This is a genomic window from Pseudomonas huaxiensis (genome assembly GCF_003231275.1).
Lineage (GTDB): Bacteria > Pseudomonadota > Gammaproteobacteria > Pseudomonadales > Pseudomonadaceae > Aquipseudomonas > Aquipseudomonas huaxiensis.
The window spans coordinates 1-20,129 of the sequence record NZ_QKVL01000052.1 but is presented as its reverse complement, the minus strand read 5'-3'; the positions used below and the strand labels follow the sequence as shown (position 1 = coordinate 20,129).

Annotated in this window: 17 protein-coding genes; 9 read left to right on the top strand and 8 right to left on the bottom strand. The window is 64.7% G+C overall.

Annotated elements, in window-relative coordinates; translation table 11 throughout:
• Positions 1–7 precede the first annotated feature (7 nt).
• The 5 genes from DM374_RS29075 to DM374_RS29055 are packed head-to-tail and all read left to right on the top strand — an operon-like array spanning position 8 to position 4,887.
• Positions 8–1,432, top strand: coding sequence for an APC family permease (locus DM374_RS29075; RefSeq protein WP_110973007.1), 1,425 nt, complete (start codon positions 8–10; stop codon positions 1,430–1,432).
• Complete coding sequence (locus tag DM374_RS29070) at positions 1,429–2,259, top strand: polysaccharide deacetylase family protein (protein WP_110973006.1); 831 nt, start codon at positions 1,429–1,431, stop codon at positions 2,257–2,259. Before DM374_RS29075 ends, DM374_RS29070 begins: the two co-directional genes overlap by 4 nt.
• Positions 2,260–2,270: 11 nt before the next feature.
• Complete coding sequence (locus DM374_RS29065; RefSeq protein ID WP_110973005.1) at positions 2,271–3,188, top strand: NAD-dependent epimerase/dehydratase family protein; 918 nt, start codon at positions 2,271–2,273, stop codon at positions 3,186–3,188.
• A 15-nt stretch (positions 3,189–3,203) separates the two neighbouring features.
• On the top strand, positions 3,204–3,929 hold the full coding sequence (locus DM374_RS29060; protein ID WP_110973004.1) for an SDR family oxidoreductase: 726 nt from the start codon (positions 3,204–3,206) through the stop codon (positions 3,927–3,929).
• Positions 3,930–3,987: 58 nt separating this feature from the next.
• A complete protein-coding gene (locus DM374_RS29055; protein ID WP_110973003.1) occupies positions 3,988–4,887 on the top strand; it encodes a LysR family transcriptional regulator in 900 nt (299 codons plus the stop codon).
• Positions 4,888–4,903: 16 nt separating this feature from the next.
• Here DM374_RS29055 and DM374_RS29050 read toward each other — a convergent pair whose 3' ends face one another.
• The 3 genes from DM374_RS29050 to DM374_RS29040 form a co-directional block, all read right to left on the bottom strand.
• Positions 4,904–5,947: an ABC transporter substrate-binding protein gene (locus DM374_RS29050; RefSeq protein ID WP_110973002.1), complete on the bottom strand. Its 1,044-nt coding sequence runs from the start codon at positions 5,945–5,947 to the stop codon at positions 4,904–4,906.
• 488 nt (positions 5,948–6,435) lie between these two features.
• A complete protein-coding gene (locus DM374_RS29045) occupies positions 6,436–7,386 on the bottom strand; it encodes a PDR/VanB family oxidoreductase (protein WP_110973001.1) in 951 nt (316 codons plus the stop codon).
• A complete protein-coding gene (locus tag DM374_RS29040) occupies positions 7,383–8,444 on the bottom strand; it encodes an aromatic ring-hydroxylating oxygenase subunit alpha (RefSeq protein WP_110973000.1) in 1,062 nt (353 codons plus the stop codon). The genes DM374_RS29045 and DM374_RS29040 overlap by 4 nt, the downstream gene beginning before the upstream one ends.
• Positions 8,445–8,638: 194 nt before the next feature.
• Here DM374_RS29040 and DM374_RS29035 point away from each other — a divergent pair, with 194 nt between their 5' ends.
• The 3 genes from DM374_RS29035 to DM374_RS29025 all read left to right on the top strand — a co-directional run bounded on the left by DM374_RS29035 (position 8,639) and on the right by DM374_RS29025 (position 11,769).
• Positions 8,639–9,340: a GntR family transcriptional regulator gene (locus tag DM374_RS29035; protein WP_110972999.1), complete on the top strand. Its 702-nt coding sequence runs from the start codon at positions 8,639–8,641 to the stop codon at positions 9,338–9,340.
• Between the two features lie 134 nt (positions 9,341–9,474).
• Positions 9,475–10,296, top strand: a complete 822-nt coding sequence (locus tag DM374_RS29030; protein WP_110972998.1) for an NADPH-dependent oxidoreductase — start codon at positions 9,475–9,477, stop codon at positions 10,294–10,296.
• Between the two features lie 141 nt (positions 10,297–10,437).
• Complete coding sequence (locus tag DM374_RS29025; protein ID WP_110972997.1) at positions 10,438–11,769, top strand: MFS transporter; 1,332 nt, start codon at positions 10,438–10,440, stop codon at positions 11,767–11,769.
• A 6-nt stretch (positions 11,770–11,775) separates the two neighbouring features.
• On the opposite strand, the gene DM374_RS29020 is transcribed toward DM374_RS29025, so the two are convergent.
• The 5 genes from DM374_RS29020 to DM374_RS29000 form a co-directional block, all read right to left on the bottom strand.
• A complete protein-coding gene (locus tag DM374_RS29020) occupies positions 11,776–12,615 on the bottom strand; it encodes an alpha/beta hydrolase (protein WP_110972996.1) in 840 nt (279 codons plus the stop codon).
• A 14-nt stretch (positions 12,616–12,629) separates the two neighbouring features.
• A complete protein-coding gene (locus DM374_RS29015) occupies positions 12,630–14,999 on the bottom strand; it encodes a TonB-dependent siderophore receptor (RefSeq protein ID WP_110972995.1) in 2,370 nt (789 codons plus the stop codon).
• Positions 15,000–15,075: 76 nt separating this feature from the next.
• Positions 15,076–15,996 (bottom strand): DUF4880 domain-containing protein, encoded by a 921-nt coding sequence (locus DM374_RS29010; RefSeq protein ID WP_110972994.1) that lies wholly within the window; start codon positions 15,994–15,996, stop codon positions 15,076–15,078.
• Positions 15,993–16,511 (bottom strand): sigma-70 family RNA polymerase sigma factor, encoded by a 519-nt coding sequence (locus tag DM374_RS29005; RefSeq protein WP_110972993.1) that lies wholly within the window; start codon positions 16,509–16,511, stop codon positions 15,993–15,995. Before DM374_RS29005 ends, DM374_RS29010 begins: the two co-directional genes overlap by 4 nt.
• Before the next feature lie 166 nt (positions 16,512–16,677).
• Positions 16,678–18,231 (bottom strand): alkaline phosphatase D family protein, encoded by a 1,554-nt coding sequence (locus DM374_RS29000; protein ID WP_110972992.1) that lies wholly within the window; start codon positions 18,229–18,231, stop codon positions 16,678–16,680.
• Positions 18,232–18,487: 256 nt separating this feature from the next.
• Between DM374_RS29000 and DM374_RS28995 the strand changes: the two genes are divergently transcribed.
• Positions 18,488–19,816: an OprD family porin gene (locus DM374_RS28995; protein WP_110972991.1), complete on the top strand. Its 1,329-nt coding sequence runs from the start codon at positions 18,488–18,490 to the stop codon at positions 19,814–19,816.
• Positions 19,817–20,129: the final 313 nt, after the last annotated feature.

The following is a 20,129-nucleotide window of genomic DNA, read 5'->3' as shown; positions in this document are numbered from 1 at the left end:
CGCCATCATGCGATTCAGCGAATTCATAGGCTACGACCGCCACGGCGACGTGCGCGAAATCGACACCACCCTGTCCAAGGGCCGCCTCGGCACCCTCAATGTCTGCGCCAACACCCTGGCCTTCAACGGCCCGGCCTGGGTGGGCGTGTCGTCCATGCCGCTGCTCTACACCCTGTCCGGCGAGTTGGCACCGCTGTCGATCCTGGCGGCGTATTTCTTCCCGATGATGGTCATTGCCTTCAGCCTGATCTACCTGGTCCGCCGCGCTCCGGCGGCGGGTGGGGTATTCGTGTTCAGCAAGCGCTACCTGCACCCCGGCGCCGCCACCATTCTCGGCTGGACCTACGTGATCATGTGTTTCAGCGTCACCGCCATGTGCGCGCTGGTCGGCGCCCAGTACGCGCAAAACCTGCTGGGGCTGGACAGTTCGCCGGCCACCGGCCAGGTGGTCGCCAACGTGTTGTTGCTGGTGTTCATGGTGCTCAACCTGCGCGGCGTGGAAGCCACCGCCAAGGTCGCCGTGTGCCTGCTGGCACTGGAACTGACGGTGCTGCTGGGCCTCGGCCTGGCCGGGATCATCGATCCAAAGGTGCCGGACGTGGGCATTCTCAGTTCCTACCTGCCGACCTCCCTGGACAGCTTCTGGACAGCCATCGGCCCGGGCATGCTGTTCGGTATGTGGATGCTTGCCCAGTTCGATTCCTCGATCAATTTCATCGAGGAAGCCCGCACCCCGGTGCGCACCATCCAGCGCTCGTTCCTGCTGACGTTGACGGCGATGCTGGTGATCTATTCGATCGCCGCGATCGGCTGGAAGATGGCGGTGCCCGCCAGCACCCTGGCCGGGCTGTTCGCCGACAGCGCCCAGGCGATCGGCAGCATCGCCAGGCTGTACCTGCCGGAATGGCTGCTGTGGCTGCCGGTACTGGTGATCATCACCTCGGCCTGCAACTGCCTGAACATCTCGCTGAATGCCGGGGTCCGCGCCGGTTACCGGATGAGCCGCGAAGGTGACCTGCCGGCGCCGCTGGAGCGCCTGAACCGCCGCCAGGTGCCGGCGCGGCTGACCATCATCGGCACCCTGTGCGGGCTGGCGATGGTCTGGGCGAAACCGGTCAGCGAGCTGCAGTGGTACTACGATGTGGTGTCGATCACCATGATGATTTCCTACGCCACCCTGCTGCTCGCGTTCATCCGCGCGGTGTTCCGCGAACAGGCACTCAGCCGCGCCCTGCTGATGTCTGCCCTGCCGGCGCTGGCCCTGCTGACCCTGCTCTACATCGCCTGGACCGCCGGCACCCAACCCGCCGACCCGGCTTACCTCTATCACGTCTGGTACTGCGGCGCGGTGATCATCGCCAGCGGCGCCGCCGTGCTGCTCTACAACCGCCTGCGTCGCCGGACGCCTTCGACGAGGATTGTCTCCCCATGATCATGTGGCCCGATCGCAAACGCTTCGCCGTCACCCTGAGCTTTGACCTCGACGCCGAAACCGCCTGGGATACCTCCAGCCTCGACGGCCGGCGCCTGACCTTGCTGTCCATGGGCGCCTACTGCCGCCGCGTGGGAGTGCCGCGCATCCTCGAACTGCTCGCCCGTCACGCTATTCGCGCGCAGTTCTACATTCCGGCGCGGGTGGCGGAGATGGACCCCAACGTGGTCCGCGGCATCGCCGACGCCGGTCACGGCATCGGCTGCCATGGCTACTTCCACGAGCGCACCGACGAGCAGACGCCCGCGCAGAACCGGCAAATCCTCGAAGACAGCAAGCGCCTGCTGGAACGCACCATCGGCCGCGAAGTAAGTCACTACCGCGCACCGACCTGGGAAATCACCCCGGACGTGGTCGAGGCGCTGGTGGATCTGGGCTTCAAGAGCGACAGCAGCCTGATGGGCGATGACCGCCCGTACCTGGTGGGCGGCGAGCCCGGCCAGTTGCTTGAATTGCCGGTGAGCTGGGTACTGGATGACTGGGAGCAGTTCGCCTATTCCGCCGAGCCGGCCATGGGCGGCGTGATCGAAACGCCGGACAAGGTCTTCGAACTGTGGCGCGCCGAAGTGGATGGCATGCGCGCCTACGGCGGGCATTTCATGCTGACCATGCACCCGCAACTGATCGGCCGGCCCTCACGCATGCTCATGCTGGAACGGCTGATCGAGTACATCAAAGGCTTCGACGACGCCTGGTGGTGCACCCCGGAGGATGTCCACGGCCAGTGGCGCAGCGGCGCCCTCGACCTTCCCCTTTACCCTTATTGAGAGGCAACGCCATGCACGTTCTCGTCACCGGCAGCAACGGGTTTCTCGGCCAGGAAGTGGTGCGCCAGTTGCTGGAACACGGCCACAGCGTCAGCGGTTTCGACCGCAGCGCGCCACGCGAGGCGCCCAACTATCCGTTCCATCAGGGCGATCTGGTGGAACTCGCCAACCTGATCGACACCGGCAATGCCGCGCGCTTCGACTCGATCATCCACACTGCGGCGATCTCCCACCCGGTGGACTCGCGCGACATTCCGCTGCAAACCGTCCTGACCAACGCTCTGGGCACCACCCATGTGCTGGAGATGGCCCGGCTGTTCGGCATCAGCCGGGTGGTCAACCTCAGTTCCGAGTGCGCCTACGGGCACAACCAGGAAATGGGCGTGATCGACGAGTCGGCGCCGCTGGAGCCGACCACGCCCTACGGCTGCACCAAGGTCTTCACCGAAAAACTCGGCCAGGTCTATAGCGACCTCTACGGCGTCAGCGTGGTGTCGCTGCGTCCGGGCTGGATCTACGGCCCCGGCCAGTTCATGCAGTGCTACCTGAAAAGCCTGCTGCGCGCGGCCATCGACGGTGAACCGCTGCAAGAACCCACGGGCGGCGACTACCGCCTGCAATACGTGCACGTCAGCGATGTCGCGGCCGCCTGCCTGCTGGCAATGACGGTAGACGACAGCCAGCTCGAACAGCGCGTGTTCAACGTCACGGCCGGCGAGCAAGAGCGTTACGCCGATGTTGCCGAGCGGGTACGCGGGCTCTATCCCCACGCGCAAATCAGCATCGGCGCGGGTGGCATCGACGTGCTCGATGATAACGCCCGGTTCGACATCGGCGCCGCCCGCCGGCAACTCGGCTACCGCCCCGCCTACCTGCTGAGCGACGGCCTTGCCACCTACGCGCAGTGGCTGGAAAACCACCCTTACTGATCCGGAGCCTCACCAATGAAGACTTTTCTGGTAACCGGTGCCGCCAATGGCATCGGCCGAGCGGTTGTCCTGGCCCTGGCTGAACGGGGTGACCTGGCGCTGCTCAACGATCTCGACGACAGCCCGGCATTGGCTGCGCTGGTGACGCACCTGCAAGCCGCCGGTGTCGAAGCGCGGGTGGTGCTCGGCGATGTCTCGTCACCGGACACCGCGCGCGAAGCGTTCAGCGGCCTGGATCGCCTGGATGTGCTGGTCAACAACGCCGGCATTCTCAACGAAGCGCCGATCACCGAGATGACCTTCGAACAGTGGGACCAGATGATCCGCGTCCATCTCTACGGCAGCTTTCTCTTCGCCCAGCAGGCGGCGCGGCTGATGACCCGGCAAGGCAGCGGCGCCATCGTCAATATCGCCTCCGACCTCGGTCAGCTCGGCTGCGCCAATCTTTGCCATTACTCGGCAGCAAAGGGTGGCATCATCGCCTTCACCAAGGCCCTGGCGAGGGAGCTGGCGGCGCACGGCGTGCGGGTCAACGCGGTGGCGCCGGGCGGCACGCTGACGCCGATGGTGGAGCGGCTCGGGCCGGACTACATTCGCGAAGAATCCGCGCGCTACCCCTTGCAGCGCCTGGGCACGGCCGAGGAAATTGCCGCGACCGTGGCCTTCCTGGCCTCGGCGCAGGCCAGTTTCACCACCGGCCAGGTGCTCGGGGTCAACGGTGGTGGTGTGATGAACGGCTGAGGCGTCGCGGCGAGGCTGCCCGGCGCCGCCAGCGCAATCCGACAGTGACGAGGCAGCCATGCTGGGAAACCTGAACGACATCGACCTGCGCATGCTGCGCACCTTCTGCACCATCGTCGAGGCGGGCGGCTTCACCGCCGCCCAGGTCCGGCTGAACATCAGCCTGCCGCGCCTGAGCGTGGTGGTCCGCGACCTGGAGATTCGCGTCGGCTACTCGCTGTGCAAGCGCGGCAAGGCCGGTTTCCAGCTTACCGACGAGGGTCTGGCCACCTACAGCGCTGCCCAGGAACTGTTCGCCGATATCGAGCGCTTCCGGCAAAAGACCGTGGAGGTCAACGGCCGCACCCAGGAACACCTGCGCATCGGCACCGTCGACAGCCTCGCGAGCATGCCCGACAGCCCGCTGCCCGCCGCCATCGCGCGTTTTCGTCCGAACAACGCGCGGGTGCGCCTGCAACTGCACGTGATGCGCCCGGACGAACTGGAGCAGGCGGTGCTGGAAGAACGCCTGCACCTGGCCATCGGCGCCTTCCACCATCGGTTGTCGGGACTGGATTACCGCGACCTGTTCGAAGAAGAACAGAACCTCTATTGCAGCCGCGAACACCCGTTCTTCAAGCGCGCCGACGACAGCCTCGGCATCGAGGAAATCAGCAGTGCGGAATATGTCGATCGCGGCTATGTCGCGGAAAACCGTCGCCCTTACGAGCTGCGCTTCAGCAACATGATCAGCGCTTTTTCCATGGAAGCCATCGCCCTGCTGGTGTTTTCCGGCACCTACATCGGCTACCTGCCGACCCACTACGCCCGGCAATGGGTGGAACAGGGCCGGCTGCGGGCGATCCTGCCGCAGCGGCTTTCGTACGCCTCGGCGTTCCATTGCATCACCCGCCAGGGCCTGGAGATCGCGCCGGGCCTGGGCAACTTCCTGAAGGCGATGAACCTGCCCGGCGCTTAGGCTCTGTATGAAAAACCTAGCGCGCAGCCCAGGCGTTGAAACGCTCCTCAAGCTCCTCGCCGTGGTCCACCCAGAAGGTCGAGTCCACCAGCAGGCCCTTGTCCATATTGGCCGGCGCGGTCGGCAATTGGGTCTGGATGGTCTCCGGCAGGTGCGCCACCGTCTGTTTGTTGACCGGCCCGTAAGGGATGTTCATCGAGAAGGTTTTCTGGTTCTCGGCCTGGCTGGCGAAGACGATGAAGCGCTCGGCCAGGGCCTTGTTCGGCGAACCACGGACGATGGCCCAGTGGTCCGGGTCATAGAGCCCGCCGTTCCAGACGATACCGAGGTTGGTGCCCTCTTTCTGTGCCACGGCGATGCGGCCGTTGTAGGCGGCGGACATCACCACGTCATTGGCCGCCAGCCATTGCGGCGGTTGAGCACCGGCTTCCCACCACTGGATGTAGGGCTTGAGCTGATCGAGTTTGGCGAAGGCGCGAGCCACGCCGGCGGGGGTAGAGAGGACTTTATAGAGATCGTCGCGGGCGACACCGTCGGCCAGCAATGCGGCTTCCAGTGTGTATTTGGCGCCCTTGCGCAGGCCGCGTTTGCCGGGGAAGCGCTGCACGTCCCAGAAGTCCGCCCAGGAGGCTGGCGGTGTGTCGAGTTTTGCGGCGTTGTAAGCCAGCACCATCGACCACACGTAGCTGGCGACGCCGCATTCGCTGACGGTATTGGCGATGTAGTTGTCGCCGTTGCCCAGCAGGGCCGGATCGAGCCGCTCGAACAGCCCCTCTTCGCAACCACGCAGCAGTTCCGGGCTTTCCACCTCGACGATGTCCCAGGAAATCTGCCCGACGCTGACCATGGCTTTGACCTTGGACAATTCGCCGTTGTAGTCCCCGGCCACCACCTTGCCCGCCCCGCTCTGCTCGAACGGTTTGAAGTAGGCCTGGTCCTGCGCCGCCTTGGTGGCGCCGCCGAAGGAGATGATGGTCAGCCGGTCGGAGGCCGCCATGGCCTGGTTTCCTGCCAGCAACGCTACCGCTGTCACGATGCACGCACGCAAATTCAAAGACATTGAAACACCCTCCCTACGCTCAAGATGAATGCCGGGGCCGGTATGAAATTCCGTGCGCACGCCAGCGGCGTTCGCGGGTTTTCATGACCCCGACACGGTTGAAACACGACAGTCTTAAAAGGGCAGTAAGGCGGGTGCGCGATCGTTCTTGTGGATGCGGTCGTGGGATTGCCGCGAAGTTCGACACCTGCCGGAGAGCGAATCAGTTGGCCGCTCATTGTCGATCGCCGAAGCGATCATTTGTTATTGGCTTGACCCGATAATGCGTCAGTTGGGCCGGCAGGCAAATTATGAAAATTGTTATCGCTGGGTATGAAAAAGCTTTGCAGGCGAACACCGCGCTTTGACGCAGACCCTTGGGTCAACGTTTTGTGCGCGCACAACTGTGGGCGCGAGCTTGTCGGGTCGCCGAACCGTCGCGAAGGGCCGCTGTGCGGCCCATCGCGGCTAAAGCCGCTCCTACAGGTTCCGCAGCCGCCTGCCGGGTATTACAGGTCAAGCACCAGGCAGCCACTTCTGGCGCGGGAGCAGCAAGGCGTGAACTGGTCGTTGCGCGCCCGCTCTTCGGCGGTGAGGAACTGGTCGCGGTGGTCCGGCTCGCCATCGAGCACGCGGGTCAGGCAAGTGCCGCAGATGCCTTGCTCGCAGGCCACCGGGATGATGATCCCGGCCTCGTCCAGCACGCGGGTGATCGACTGGTCCGCAGGCACCGCAAACACCTGCCCGGTGCTGTGGATACGTACTTCGAAAGCATCATCCTCGCCCTTGGCCAGCGGCGCGGCACCGAAGTATTCGCGGTGCAGCCGCACCTCGTCCCAGCCCAGCGCCCGCGCGCCGGACAGCACATGCTCCATGAAGCCGCCCGGACCGCAGACATACAACTGGCTGTCGCCGGGCTCCGCTTCCAGCACAGCCTGCAGTTTCAATCGCTGTTCCGCCGCGCCGTCATCGAAGTGCACCTGCACCTGCGCGGCGAACGGCTTGGCCCGCAGCCGTTCGACGAACGCCGCGCTGTCTGGCGAGCGGGCGCAATAGTGCAGCACAAAGTCGCCGCCCTGGCGCGCCAGGCTCTGGGCCATGGCCAGGATCGGCGTGATGCCGATGCCGCCGGCAAACAGGATCGAGCGCTTCGCCGGCTGCAAAGGGAACAGGTTGCGCGGCTCGCCGACCGTGATCACCTGTCCCACCCTGAGCAACTGGTGCACGGCGCTGGAGCCGCCGCGGGACGCCGGGTCACGCAGCACGCCGATGCAGTAGCGGTTACGTTCGTGCGGACTGTTCCACAGTGAGTACTGACGGATCAGGCCGTTGGGCAGGTGCACGTCGATATGCGCGCCAGCGTCGAACGCTGGCAGTTCGTCGCCGCTGACGCTGGTCAGTTCCAGGCTGAGGATGTCGCGGGCGACCAGGCGCATCGCCTTGATCAGCACTTCCATCACGATGCACTCCGGGCAATCACTGGCGCTGCCGTCGCCTGCTCGGCGGCGATGATCCGCTCGATGATGCGCCGCGACTGCACCCCGCCGGCATCGATATTGAGCTTGAGCAGCGCACGCTGCGGGTACTCCAGCAGGTTGCGCTGCTGGCGCTCCAGCATCTCCAGGTCTTCGGCGAAGATCTTGCCCTGACCGACGCGGATGGTTTCGGTGAGGTCCGGGTCATCGGCCTTGAAGTTGCGCGCCATGCCCCAGAAGTACCAGATCGAGGTGTCGCTCTCGGGGGTGATGAAGTCGACCACGATGCTGCCAGCCTTGAGTGCGGCCGGGGCGTCGTAGCCACCGCTGCCGGCATGGGCGACGCCGACTTCGATCAGCACATGGCTGGGCGGGCTGAAACGGCAGATCTGCCAGCGGTCCACCGGTACGTCATCGGCCAGGCCGTTGCCGCGCAGCGCCGCCTGCCAGAACGGCGGCGGCAGGATGTTCTCCATGAAGCGGCTGGTCACCACGGTCTCGCCTTCGACGCGGGTGCTCACCGGGGCTTCGTCGATTTCCTTCTGGCCGATGCTCGACGCATGCACGTAGGTCTCGTGGGTGAGGTCCATCAGGTTGTCGATCATCAGACGGTAGTCGCAGGCGATGTGGTAAAGCCCGCCGCCATAGGCCCAGTCGGGGCTCTCGGCCCAATGCAGGTGAGGGATCAGCGCGGTATCGGCCAGCCCCGGATCACCCGGCCAGACCCAGATGAAACCGTGGCGTTCCTGCACCGGGTAGCTGCGAATAGCCGGAAAGCCCTGCACGCGCTGGCAGGGCATGGCGGCGGTCTTGCCGTCGCAGTCCATCACCAAGCCGTGATAACCGCAGACCAGCTTGCCGTCGCGGACAAAGCCCAGCGACAGCGGCGCGCCGCGGTGGGGGCAGAAGTCTTCCACCGCCGCCACCTGCTGCTGGTGACCACGGTAAAACACCATGTTTTCGTTGCAGATCTTGCGCCCCAACGGCTTGGTGGCGATTTCATCAGGCGTGCAGGCGACGTACCAGGCGTTCTTCGGATGCATGGGTGTGGCTCGTTTTGTTGTTGTGATGGATCCAGAGATTGAATATTCAGCGGACAAAACGCAACAAAACAGCACTTACTGGATCCAATAACAGTTCGATAATCGCACGGCATTTGCGTCGAACCTCCTTTCGCAGCCGCGCGCAAAGCGGGTAAAGTCCCGCGCTGGAAAGCCTTTGGCCTGTGGAGTCGCCCGTGAGTGGATCTGGACAACGTGTATTGAACCTGCTTCGCAGGATGATCCTCGACGGGCGCTTCGCCCCCGGCGAGCGGATCGCCGAGATTCCCACCGCCGAATTGCTGGAAGTCTCGCGGATGCCGGTGCGCATGGCGTTCCGCGCGCTGGAACAGGAAGGTCTGCTGGTACGCCAGGGTGCACGCGGTTTCGCAGTCAAGCAGGTGACCGCGCAAACGCTATCCGACGCGGTGGAAGTGCGCGCGGTGCTGGAAGGCCTGGCGGCGCGTCAGGCGGCGGAAAGCGGGCTGTCGAAAGCGGCCCGTGCGGTGTTGCAGGAGTGCCTGGAACAAGCTGACCGGCTGTTCGAAAAAGGCCATGTCACCGAGGACGACCTGGCGGCGTACCACGACATCAACAAACGCTTCCACCAGACCATCATCGAGGCCAGCGGCAACGGGGCGGTAGCCGAAGCCTTGTCGCGCAACGAGCACCTGCCCTTCGCCTCGGTCAGTTCGATTGCGGTTGACCGCAACAACCTCGACCAGGAATTTCGCCGCTTCAACTTCGCCAACATGCAGCACCACATGATCGTCGACGCCCTGCTGGCCGGGCAGAGCGCCCGCGCCGAAGCAATCATGCGCGAGCACGCCAACGTGACCATCCGCTACATGAAGATCTTCAGCGGGCCGCGCCAGGACGGCCTGAAAATCATTCAGTAGAAATGCCCGCAGCGCATAGTGATCACGCAAAACTATGCGCCTTGTTATTAACAAAGCACCAACGGATATTTCACAAGCAGGCCGCTTGCCCCTACCGTGTTCGCCATCCCATCCCGTGATGAAGAACGCCTGCCATGTCCAACGCCGCCACCACCGACCTTCTGCACCAACGCTACGGCGAGCAGCATGCCGCCAGTGCCCTGAACAACCCGGTGATCGATCACCTGCTCAATCACCGCAGCGTGCGCAGCTACAGCGACCGCGCCCTGCCCGACGGCACCCTGGAAACCCTGATTGCCGCCGCCCAGTCTGCGGCCACCTCGTCCAACCTGCAGGCCTGGAGCGTGATCGAAGTCCGTGATCCGGCCCGCCGCGCGCGCCTGGCCAAGCTGGCCAACAACCAGCGGCATATCGAGCAGGCGCCGCTGTTCCTGATCTGGCTGGCGGATTTCTCCCGCGCCCAGCGCATCGCCACCCTGCACGACACCGAACTGCGCGCGCCGTCCTACCTCGACAGCCTGTTGGTGGGCAGCGTCGATGCGGCCCTGGCGGCGCAGAACGCGGTGGTCGCCGCCGAGGCCTTGGGCCTGGGCACCGTCTACATCGGCGCGCTGCGCAATGACCTGCAAGCGGTGGTGGATGAGCTGCAACTGCCGCCGCTGGTCTATCCGGTGTTCGGCCTGTGCGTGGGCTACGCCGCCACCGACAGCGCCATCAAGCCGCGGCTGCCGCAGGCGGTGACGCTGCATCACGAGACCTATCAGGTCGATGCGGCCCAGGAACAACGCCTGATTGGCGACTACGAAGCACTCGCCGCCGCGTTCAGCCAGGCCCAGGGCCAGAACACGCCGGGCTGGAGCGAACAGGTGATCAACCGCCTGAAAGACGAGTCGGCGCTGCATGGCCGCGAGCGCATCGGCAAGGTCCTCAACGACCAGCAACTGGCGCTGCGCTGAGCCGAACGCCCTGACCCTCTTGCATGGAAGTCCGCCCTGAACAGCATCGCCCAACCGACACACACCGAACGGCAAGCTGACCCTGCCCCGCCACCGGGCAACGACGCCACACCCGAAGGCACCTTCCAGCGCAAGGTGCCGATGATCATCGGCTGCGCGCTGTTCATGGAACTGCTCGATTCCACCGCCGTGCTCACCGCGCTGCCGCAACTGGCGGCGGACTTCGGCGAGCCCAGCGTGCGCATGAACCTGGTGGTCACCCTGTACCTGCTGGCGGTGGCGATGTTCATTCCGCTCAGCGGCTGGCTGGCCGAACGGCTCGGGCCGCGACGGGTGTTCATCGCCTCGATCCTGCTGTTCGTCTTCAGTTCGCTGGCCTGCGCCGCCTCCAGTGCCCTGTGGCAACTGGCGCTGGCGCGGTTTTTCCAGGGCATGGCCGGCGCGCTGATGGTGCCGGTGGGCCAGGTGATCCTGCTGCGCTGGTCGAGCAAGCGCGATCTGCTGCGAGCCATGGCCTACCTGACCATGCCCGCCCTGCTCGGCCCGGTGTTCGGGCCGCCGCTGGGCGGCATGCTGGTGACCTGGCTGTCGTGGCACTGGATCTTCCTGGTCAACCTGCCCATCGGCCTGCTGGGCATCTACCTGGTGCTGCGCCATGTGCCGAACTATCCGGGACAAGCCAGCCAGACCCTCGACCTGCGCGGTTTCCTGCTCGGCAGCCCGGCCCTGGCCTGCCTGGTGCTGGCCTTCGAAACCCTCGGCCACGGTTCGCTGAACCGCACCTGGTCGTGCCTGCTATTGGCGATCGGCGTGCTGTTCGCCGGCCTTTACGTGCGCCATGCGCGGCGGACCACCGCGCCGTTGCTCGACCTGTCGCTGCTACGCATCGCCACCTTCGGCCTGGTGCTGAACGGCGGTTTTCTGTTCCGCCTGGGCGCTGCGGCGCTGCCGTTCCTGTTGGTGCTGCTGTTTCAGGTCGGCTATGGGCTGAGTGCCCTGGAGGCGGGTTTGATGACCTTCGCCGGTGGCGCCGGCGCGCTGTTGATCAAGTTCATATCGGTGCCACTGGCGCGGCGTTTCGGCTTTCGTCGGCTGCTGGTCTACAACACCCTGCTGGCCAGCCTGTCGATGGCGGCTTGCGCGCTGTTGAGCGCCGACACTTCGCCACTGCTGGTGATGCTGATGCTGTTCGCCGGCGGGCTGTCGCGGTCGTTGCAGATGACCGCGATGGGCGCCCTGACCTACGCCGACATCCCCGCCGAGCGCTCCAGCAGCGCCGCCACCCTGTCGGCCACCAGCGTGCAGATCAGCATGAGCCTGGCGGTCTGCGTGGCCGCCATGCTGCTCGGCCTGATCCAGTTGCTCGGCGGCCACACCCAGCCCTCCGCCGGTGATATCCAGCTCACGCTGTTGGCGATGAGCCTGATCTGCCTGGCGTCGGTCCTGGTGTTTCGCCGGCTGGAGGGCGACTGAGCGTCGTCAGTAGCGCCGCGTGCTCATCAACTCGTCCAGCACCCGGTTCGGCACGCGGAACGGAATCGCCGCATGGTCCTCGCCCGCCTCGATCTGAAAATCGCTGCGCAGGCCATACTGCGAGAGGTTTTCCAGACGCAGTTGCAGCGAGCGGACATCCTGGATTTCCTGCGGCATTTCCCGATCGCCGGCGATCAGGGTCAGGCTGCGGTGGATCAGGTCCAACTTCCCGGCGTGGGCCTGGCGGGTGAATACCCGCTCGTGGGCCAGCAGGTAGCGATCCTGCCACCACAGGCTCGGGCTGATGGCGACGTAGTGCTGGAACAGCGCCGGACGGGTGAACAGCGTGTAGATGCCGAACATTCCGCCGAACGAATGCCCGACCAGGCTGCGTTGGTCCTGGTCCACCTTGAAGCGCTCGTTGACCTTGGGCATCAGGCGCTTTTCGATGAAGTCGAGGAACACGTCCTGGCCACCCTGCGGTGGCTCGTTGCGCTCCGCCGGGGCCGGTGGCGACAGGTCGTAGGCGCGGCGGACGAAGTCCAGCGGCGTATCGCTCGGGTAACCGATGCCCACCAGAATCGCCCCGCGCAAGCGGTCCTGCGCCCGCTTGGCGGCATGGAATGCCGGGAAATAGGCGTTGCCATCGAGCAGATAGATCACCGGGTAGCCGCCAGTCCACGGCACATCGCCTTCCGGCAGGCTGATCATGATCCGGTACTCGCGGCCTTCGGCACTCTTCATCAGCCATTGCTCGGTGCCGTCCAGCGTCACCGGGTCGGCCTTGGCCAGCGATGTAGCGGCCAGCAAACAGGCGCCGGCCATTTTCAGAATTGACTTGAACATGCGCTTCCCTCCCCTTACCAGCGGTAGCTCAGGCTGGTGACCACGCTGCGCGCTTCACCGCGGTAGCAGTAACCGTCCTGGCAGTTGATGAAGCGCTCGTCGAACAGGTTGCGCGCGTTGACGCCAAGGCGCACACCGTCCAGACCGCCGCCGAAGTCGTAATGAATGCCGGCGTCCACCAGGGTGTAGGCCTCGTTCTTCACCTCGTTACTCGGGTCGCCGTAGGTGCTGCCGGTGTAGCGCACGCCGCCGGAAAGGCCCAGGCCGAACGGCAGCTTGTAGTCCAGCCACAGCGACGCGAGGTGGCGTGGCACGTTTTTCGGCACCTTGCCCTGGTCGCCATTGTTGCCGCGGGTGACTTCGGCGTCGTTGAAGCTGTAGCTGGCGGTCATGCGCAGGTGCTCGCCGAGGTCGGACACCGCTTCCAGTTCCAGGCCACGGGAGACTTGTTCGCCGGTCTGCACGTTGTTCAGCGGGTTGAGCAGATCGCGGGTCTGCACGTTGGTCTGGGTCAGGTGATAGAGCGATCCGGTCAGCAACGTGCTGCTGCCCGGCGGCTGGTATTTCAGGCCGATTTCGTACTGCTCGCCTTCGGTGGGCTTGTAGGGCTGGCCGCTGGCATTGTTGCCGGTCACCGGCAGGAACGACTGGGCGTAGCTGGCGTAAGGCGCCAGCCCGTTGTCGAACAGGTAGAGCACGCCCGCTTGCCAGGTGGTGGCCGAGTCGCTGGTCTTGGTGTTGATGCCGGTCAGGTTGTCGGCACGACGCACATGCACCCAATCGCGGCGCAGGCCGGCGGACAGGCGCCAGCGGTCCAGCTCGATCTGGTCCTGCACATAGAGGCCGCTGCGTTGCTCGATGCCGTCCTGGTCGGCGAGTGCGTCGGTGGGGCGAGTCACCGGCTGGTGATAGTCCGGCGCCCAGCGGTCGATGCTCGGCGCCGGGCCCCAGGCGTAGAGCAGCGAGGTGTCCAGCCAGGCGTAATCCACGCCGCTGATCAGGGTGTGTTGCACGTCACCGGTGGCGAAGCGGCTGACCAGACGGGTGTCGGTGGTCACCGAACGCATGTCCTCGTACAGACCAACCGCGTAACGGTCCAGGGTGTGGCCGTCACTGGAACCGGTGGGCTGCAGGTACTGGTTGGTGGTGCCGACCTCGCCGTAACGCAGGTTTTGCTGGAGGCTGAAGGTCTCGTTGAAGGCGTGCTCGAACTCGTAGCCGAAGGTCCACTGCCGCTGGTGGAGCTTGTCGTAGTACTCGTCGCCCTGCCAGAAATCGGTGAGGTGGTCGCCTTCTTGATAGAGCATCGGCGAAGCGGCGGTCTGGCGTTCCTGATACTGCGCCAGCAGGGTCAGGCTGGTGTCGGGATCGATCTGCCAGCTCAACGACGGTGCCAGCAGGCGCGACTGGTTGTCCATCTGCTCGACCGAGTAGCCGGAATCGCGGTACAGACCCACGGTGCGGAACAGCACATCGCCCGCCTCGTCCAGCTTGCCGCCGATGTCGAACTGGCCTTGCTCGTGACCGTAATTGCCACCCTGCACCTGCACCTCATTCTTGGCCAGCAGGCTCGGCCGCTTGCTCACCCGATTGACCATGCCGCCGGGGCTGATCTGCCCGTACAGCACCGAAGCCGGGCCCTTGAGCACTTCGATGCGCTCCAGGTTGTACGCTTCGGTGGAATACAGCGACAGCCAGCCGCTGCCCGGCTGGCGCAGACCGTCGAGGAAGTCGGCGGCGATGGTGGTCTCGAAGCCGCGCACCTGGATATTGTCGAAACGCGGATCAAGGCCCGAGCTGCCAACCCGCACGCCCGCAGCATAGGCCACGGCATCCTCGACCTTGTTGACCTTGCGGTCGGCGATCTGCTCGGCGGTCACCACGCTGATGCTCTGGGCGGTTTCGAGGATCGGCCGGTCACTCTTGGTGGCGCTGCTGGCATTGCTGGCGAAATAGCCCGGCACCGGGGCAAAGGCGCTTTGCAACGCGGTGGTTTCGATGTTGGTGGGCGCCAATTGCAGGCTGGCATCGGCGGCGCGCAGCACCACGTACCCGGACGCGGTCTTGTGGGCCACCAGGCCGCTGCCCTTGAGCAGCGACGCCAGGCCGTCTTCCAGCGAGCCGCCTTGCGTCAGGCCTGTGGTGTTCAGGCCGCGCACGTCTTGCGGCGAGTACGAGAGGATGATCCCGGCGCGCTCGGCAAAGGTACTCAACGCCGCGCCCAGCGGACCGGCCGCGATGGCCGGGGCGACCGTGGCCGGCGCTGCGGTTTGCGCCAGCACGGGCAGGCTGGCAACGCCGCCGCCCAGGGCGATCGCCAGGCATACGGCACGGGGCAGATGACGGGGCTGGAACGGCAATGGCTGGGGTCGGGCAGAACGCATGACGGAGTCCAAATGAGGGAGTGATCTTCCCTAACCGGACGAGTCCTTGAAGTCCGACAGAAATTTTTCGGTTTTTTTAAACGGCGACCACGCGCACCCACCAACGGGTGCGCTCGACCACCTTCACCGGCAGCAAATGGGTGATGTTGTCCAGCATCGACGCCGGCTCGTCCAGGCGAAACACCCCAGACAGGCGCAGGTCCGCCACCGCCGCCTCACAACCCAGCCAGCCCTGGCGATAGCGCCCGGCCTCGGCGAGGAAGTCGGCCAGGCGGATATCGCTGACCACCAGCAGGCCGCGGGTCCAGGCGAAGGGGTCGAAGGCGCCCTTGCCCAGCGCCGTCATGCTGGTCGCCGAGACGCCCAGCCCCTCGCCCGCGCGCAACAGGCGTTGCCCGGCGGCGGCGGAGACCTGGACCTCGCCACGGTCGACGCGGATCTCGCTGTAGCCGTCGCGCTCGCGCAACAGCACCCGCGCATCCTGTCCGGTGCACTGGGCAAAGCGGCAGCGCGCCCGCCAGTGCGTGCCTTCCACCAGCACTTCGCCGGAGCGCAGCAGCACTTCGCCGCCCTGCACGTCTATCGAACTGTCAGTGTTGAGCACGATTTCGGCACCGTTGCCCAGGCCGATCCGCCGACGCTCGCCCGTGAAGGTCGCGTAGTCGGCGCGCCAGGCGGGAGGCGCACTGACCGCCACCAGCGCCGTACCGCCGACCAGCAGGCCAAGCAACTTCAACGTGCGGCGGCGGCCCACATCGGCTTCGGCGCGGCGCAGCAGCGGGATGGTTTGCCCGGCGTCGGGCAACTGACTGGCCTGGAACAGCCCCGCCATCTGCTGCAGACGTTGCCAGGCCAGTTGGTGTCGGGGATCGCGGCGCAACCAGTCCTGCAACTGCTCGTTCAATTCGCTGTTGCCGGCATTGCCGCGCAGGCGCATCTGCCACTCGATGGCCTTGCGTACGATGGCTTGCGGAACCGGCTGGCTGGATACGCTCATGAAGCGTCCTCGAAGCACACCTGATAGCAATGCCACAGGGCGCTGGCGACATGGCGCTCGACCGTGCGGCTGGAGACGCCCAGTTGTAGCGCAACCTGGTCGTGGGTCAGGCCGCCGAGCTGGTACAGCAGAAAGGCCTCGCGCACTGCTGGCTTGAGGCCTTCGAGCAAACGGGCGATGCGCTCCAGGCATTGCAAGGCTTCATGGCGCACGTCCGGCGCGGGATGGCTGGCCTCCGGCAACTGCGCCAGGGCTTCGAGATACGCCCGTTCCAGCGCGTCGCGGCGCCAGTGATCGATCACCAGCCCGCGGGCGATACGCGCCAGCAAGGCCCGCGGCGCCCGGTCACTGACCGGCTGACCGCGCACCAACAGGCGCACGAAGGTGTCCTGGGCGAGGTCCGCCGCCTGCTGCGAACACCCGACCGAACGCCGCAGCCAGCCATTCAGCCAGCCGTGGTGAGTGCCATAGAGCACCTCGAAAGGAACGATCGAATCCGCTTCATGTAGCGACATGCCAAACCCCGCAGCAAAAAAACGCCACGGGTTAACGTGGCGAACGCGGGGGCACATTAATAGCGAATCATTCTTATTTCAACTTTTTACAATCTTTACCTGCTGGACGTATTGCCGCAGTGCCCTGCGGTGGGTCCAGGTCACGATTTCGCCAGCAATGACTTCTTCACGGGCCCACCGGGTCGATCACCTGGGTCAACAGGTGTTCATGCCCCTCGACATGCCAGTTGGCCCAGATGCGGTGCTTCGAGTCCGGGATCAGGCTCAACCAGTTGCGTTCCGGCACCAGGTAGTGCCCCTTGAAGCCGATCGGCAGCATCCGGGCGCTGACACCGTATTCGATGGTTTCCTGGCCAGCGCCGAATTTCTCCATGAAATACACCGCCACCGCCGGTGGTGGTGTGTGGACGATACCGGTCGAGACCAACTGGAAAATCACCCCGGCGCCCTTGCCGTGCTGTGGCAAGGTGGATTCGATCACTGCGGCGGCGGCAACGTGCACATCGCCAGAAATGATCGTGACCCGGGTGCCCAGCGCGGAGAAGTTGAGCAGGCGCTTGATCAGCCGTTGTCGCTCGTCGCGATGAGGTTTGCTGCGCCAGTGATCCCGCAGGTCGTCTTCCAGTTCCCAGGTTCCGGGCAAGGCATTCAGGGCGACTTCCGCGGCATTCAGGTCGAGATAGGCCACCGGCAGGCTGGTGCAGACCAGCAAGTGCCGGGGCCGATTCCCCGCCAGCCCGTCGAGCCAGGCGAAGATGGAGTCCCAGGTCACTTCAGAGGCGATCTGCGTGGGCTGGAAACCGGTGCCGCTGGGCAAGTCGGGATGCCGTTCGCTGCGCAGGTCCGGCACCAGGATCGCCAGTTCACCCAGGCCGGTGTACACCAGGCTGAAGCCCTGGGCAGGCGCCGGCTTGCCGGGGATGATCGGCAACGCGGCCGGGTGATTTCCGACAGTTCCCAGGTGCTGCTGGAAAAGCCGGTAATACCGGGACGCCAGCCTGAACAGGTTCTGATAGACCGGACTCTCGTGCAGGTCCTGGGGATGGGAGCCCCAGCCATCGGTGATGTCGTGGTCATCCCACATGGCGATGTAGGGGATCGAGTGGAGGATCTGCCTGATGCCATCCTGAGTCCAGCGCGACACGTACAAGTCCGCCAGGAACGTGTCCACCTGGGCTTCGAGCCTCTTGTTCCAGGGCGCCTTGACCTGATCCTTGTGCCCGAGGTCGGACCACTCCTTCATCGGGCCCTTCACCACCATCAACGAGTCGGTGTAGACCTGATCCCCGCCCATCACCAGCACGTGGAATTCCTTCTCCGGAATCTGGTGCCGCGTGTGCATGTCGAGCCAACGCTCGTTCGGTCGGTCGATGACCTTCTTGCGGTACTTGTCCGCAGAGAATCCATTGCACGACCCGTAGGCGATTCGCGGTGAATCACCTTCGCGCGGCACGAAGAAGCTTGCACTACCGCCGCTGGCCTCGAGTGTGCACTGCATCGGGTCACCGCCCTGCTGCGCAGTGATCTGGATACGCCAGACATCCTTGGTCGGCTTGTCGAAGGGTATCGAGGCAATGCGAATCACATCGACCGTGGTGCAGTTCGACAATTTCGGGACCGGCGCCGGGTCGTCCTTATCGACGACCAGCAGCGCCGAAACGCAATATCTTCCGCCGTGAATGCCTTGGAAATGCAGTATCGGGCCGAGTAACAGGCTCATGGGCGATCCTCCCTGATCAAATGTGCTCTTGTGGCCAGCAACTGCGTTGCTGGCCAAGTGATGTTAGCCGGGCTTCGGCAATTTGCATCGTGATCCCCATACAACACGCAGACGGTTTTACTCACCTTTCAGAATCGTAATGCCCCCCTCACCTCCCCGTTAGTTTCCCCCGGCAATGATGCCGCGCGGTCACTCGATCAATAACAACCGACCGTGCCATCCCCACAATAAAAACTGCCAGGACTACGGAGCAATCATGAACAGACGTACCCGGTTTTCCCTGACGGCCTTTGCGGCCGCAGCGGGTTTCAGCAGCGTGGTCGGTGCCGCGCAAACCGACGAACAGCAAGGCTTTATCGAAGGCAGCCAGTTGACGCTGCTGAACCGCAACTTCTACTTCAACCGCGACGACCGCAACGGCGCAGACGCCCCCGGTGGCGCTGGCTACTCCGAGGCGTGGGCGCACGCGCTGATCGCCCGCTTCGAATCGGGCTTTACCCAGGGGACCGTGGGGGTCGGTGTCGATGCCTTCGCCATGCTCGGCCTGAAACTCGATACCGGCGGCGGACGCAATGGCGCGCGCAGCTCGTTCGATGTGCTGCCGGTGGACAGCGACGGCAACGCCCGGGATGACTACAGCAAGGTCGGCGGCGCGCTGAAAGCCAGGGCGTTCGACACGGTGATCAAGGTCGGCGACGTGTTCCCCACCACGCCTGTGGTGTCTTACGGCGACTCGCGCCTGCTGCCGGAATCCTTCCGCGGCGTGACGCTGGCCAACACCAGCATCGACGGCCTGACCCTGCAAGGCGGCCGGCTGCACGCCATGAGCCAGCCGGTGTCGAGCAACCTGCGCGACAACTTCGTCACCTTCTACGGCGGGCCGGTCAACGCGCCGTGGGTCGGTTACGTCGGCGGCGACTACCAACTGACCGAACATGCCAGCGTCAGCCTGTACACCAGCCGCCTGAAAGACGCCTGGAACCAGCACTACCTCGGCACCGCCTTCAGCTACCCGCTCAACAACCACCTCACCCTGCTGGCAGGCTTCAACTACTACCGTGCGGTGGACGAAGGCAAGCAACTGCTCGGCGAGTTCACCAACGACATCTGGAGCGGCAAGCTGGGTCTGCGCTTCGGCGCCCACACCGTGGCGCTAACCCATCAGCGCAACAATGGCGACGACGACTTCGACTATCTGCGTCAGTCGGACTCCATCTATCTCGACAACTCGATCCAGTACAGTGACTTCAACTCGCCTGGGGAGCGTTCGTGGATGGTGCGCTACGACCTCGACATGGCGTCGTATGGCGTACCGGGCCTGAGCTTCATGACCCGTTACGGCAAAGGCACCGACGCCGACTACTCCAATGCCAACAGCGTCTATATGCGCCGCGACGCCGACGGCAACCCGCTGACCGACCAGAAGCGTTGGGAGCGGGATATCGAGGTCAAATACGTAGTGCAGAGCGGGTCGCTGAAGGACCTGTCGCTGCGCGTGCGCCAGGCGACGACACGGGCGACGCAATTCGAGTCGGATCTGGATGAGACCCGGGTGATCGTGGAGTATCCGTTGAGTCTGTTGTGATCCTGATCGCCGGCAAGCCAGTTCCCACAGGGTGGGAGCCGGCTTGCCGGCGATGAGCATGGGTATCTACACAACTTTCGGCCATGTGGTGGTTGGAAGACGCTTGTCAAAAGATCGAGTAGTGGCCACCAGGCGCATGCCGGAAGTTTTCTAGCGCCCTTGAGATCGAGCGCCGCCCGCGCGGCGCATCGCGAGCAAGCTCGCTCCTACAGCGGTTGCAACGTACCTATGTCTGTCAGGCCATGGTTGACCGCCTTGTTTACACGACGCGGTATCGAGTCGATCTCAACAGCCTCCCCGCGATTTATCGCCG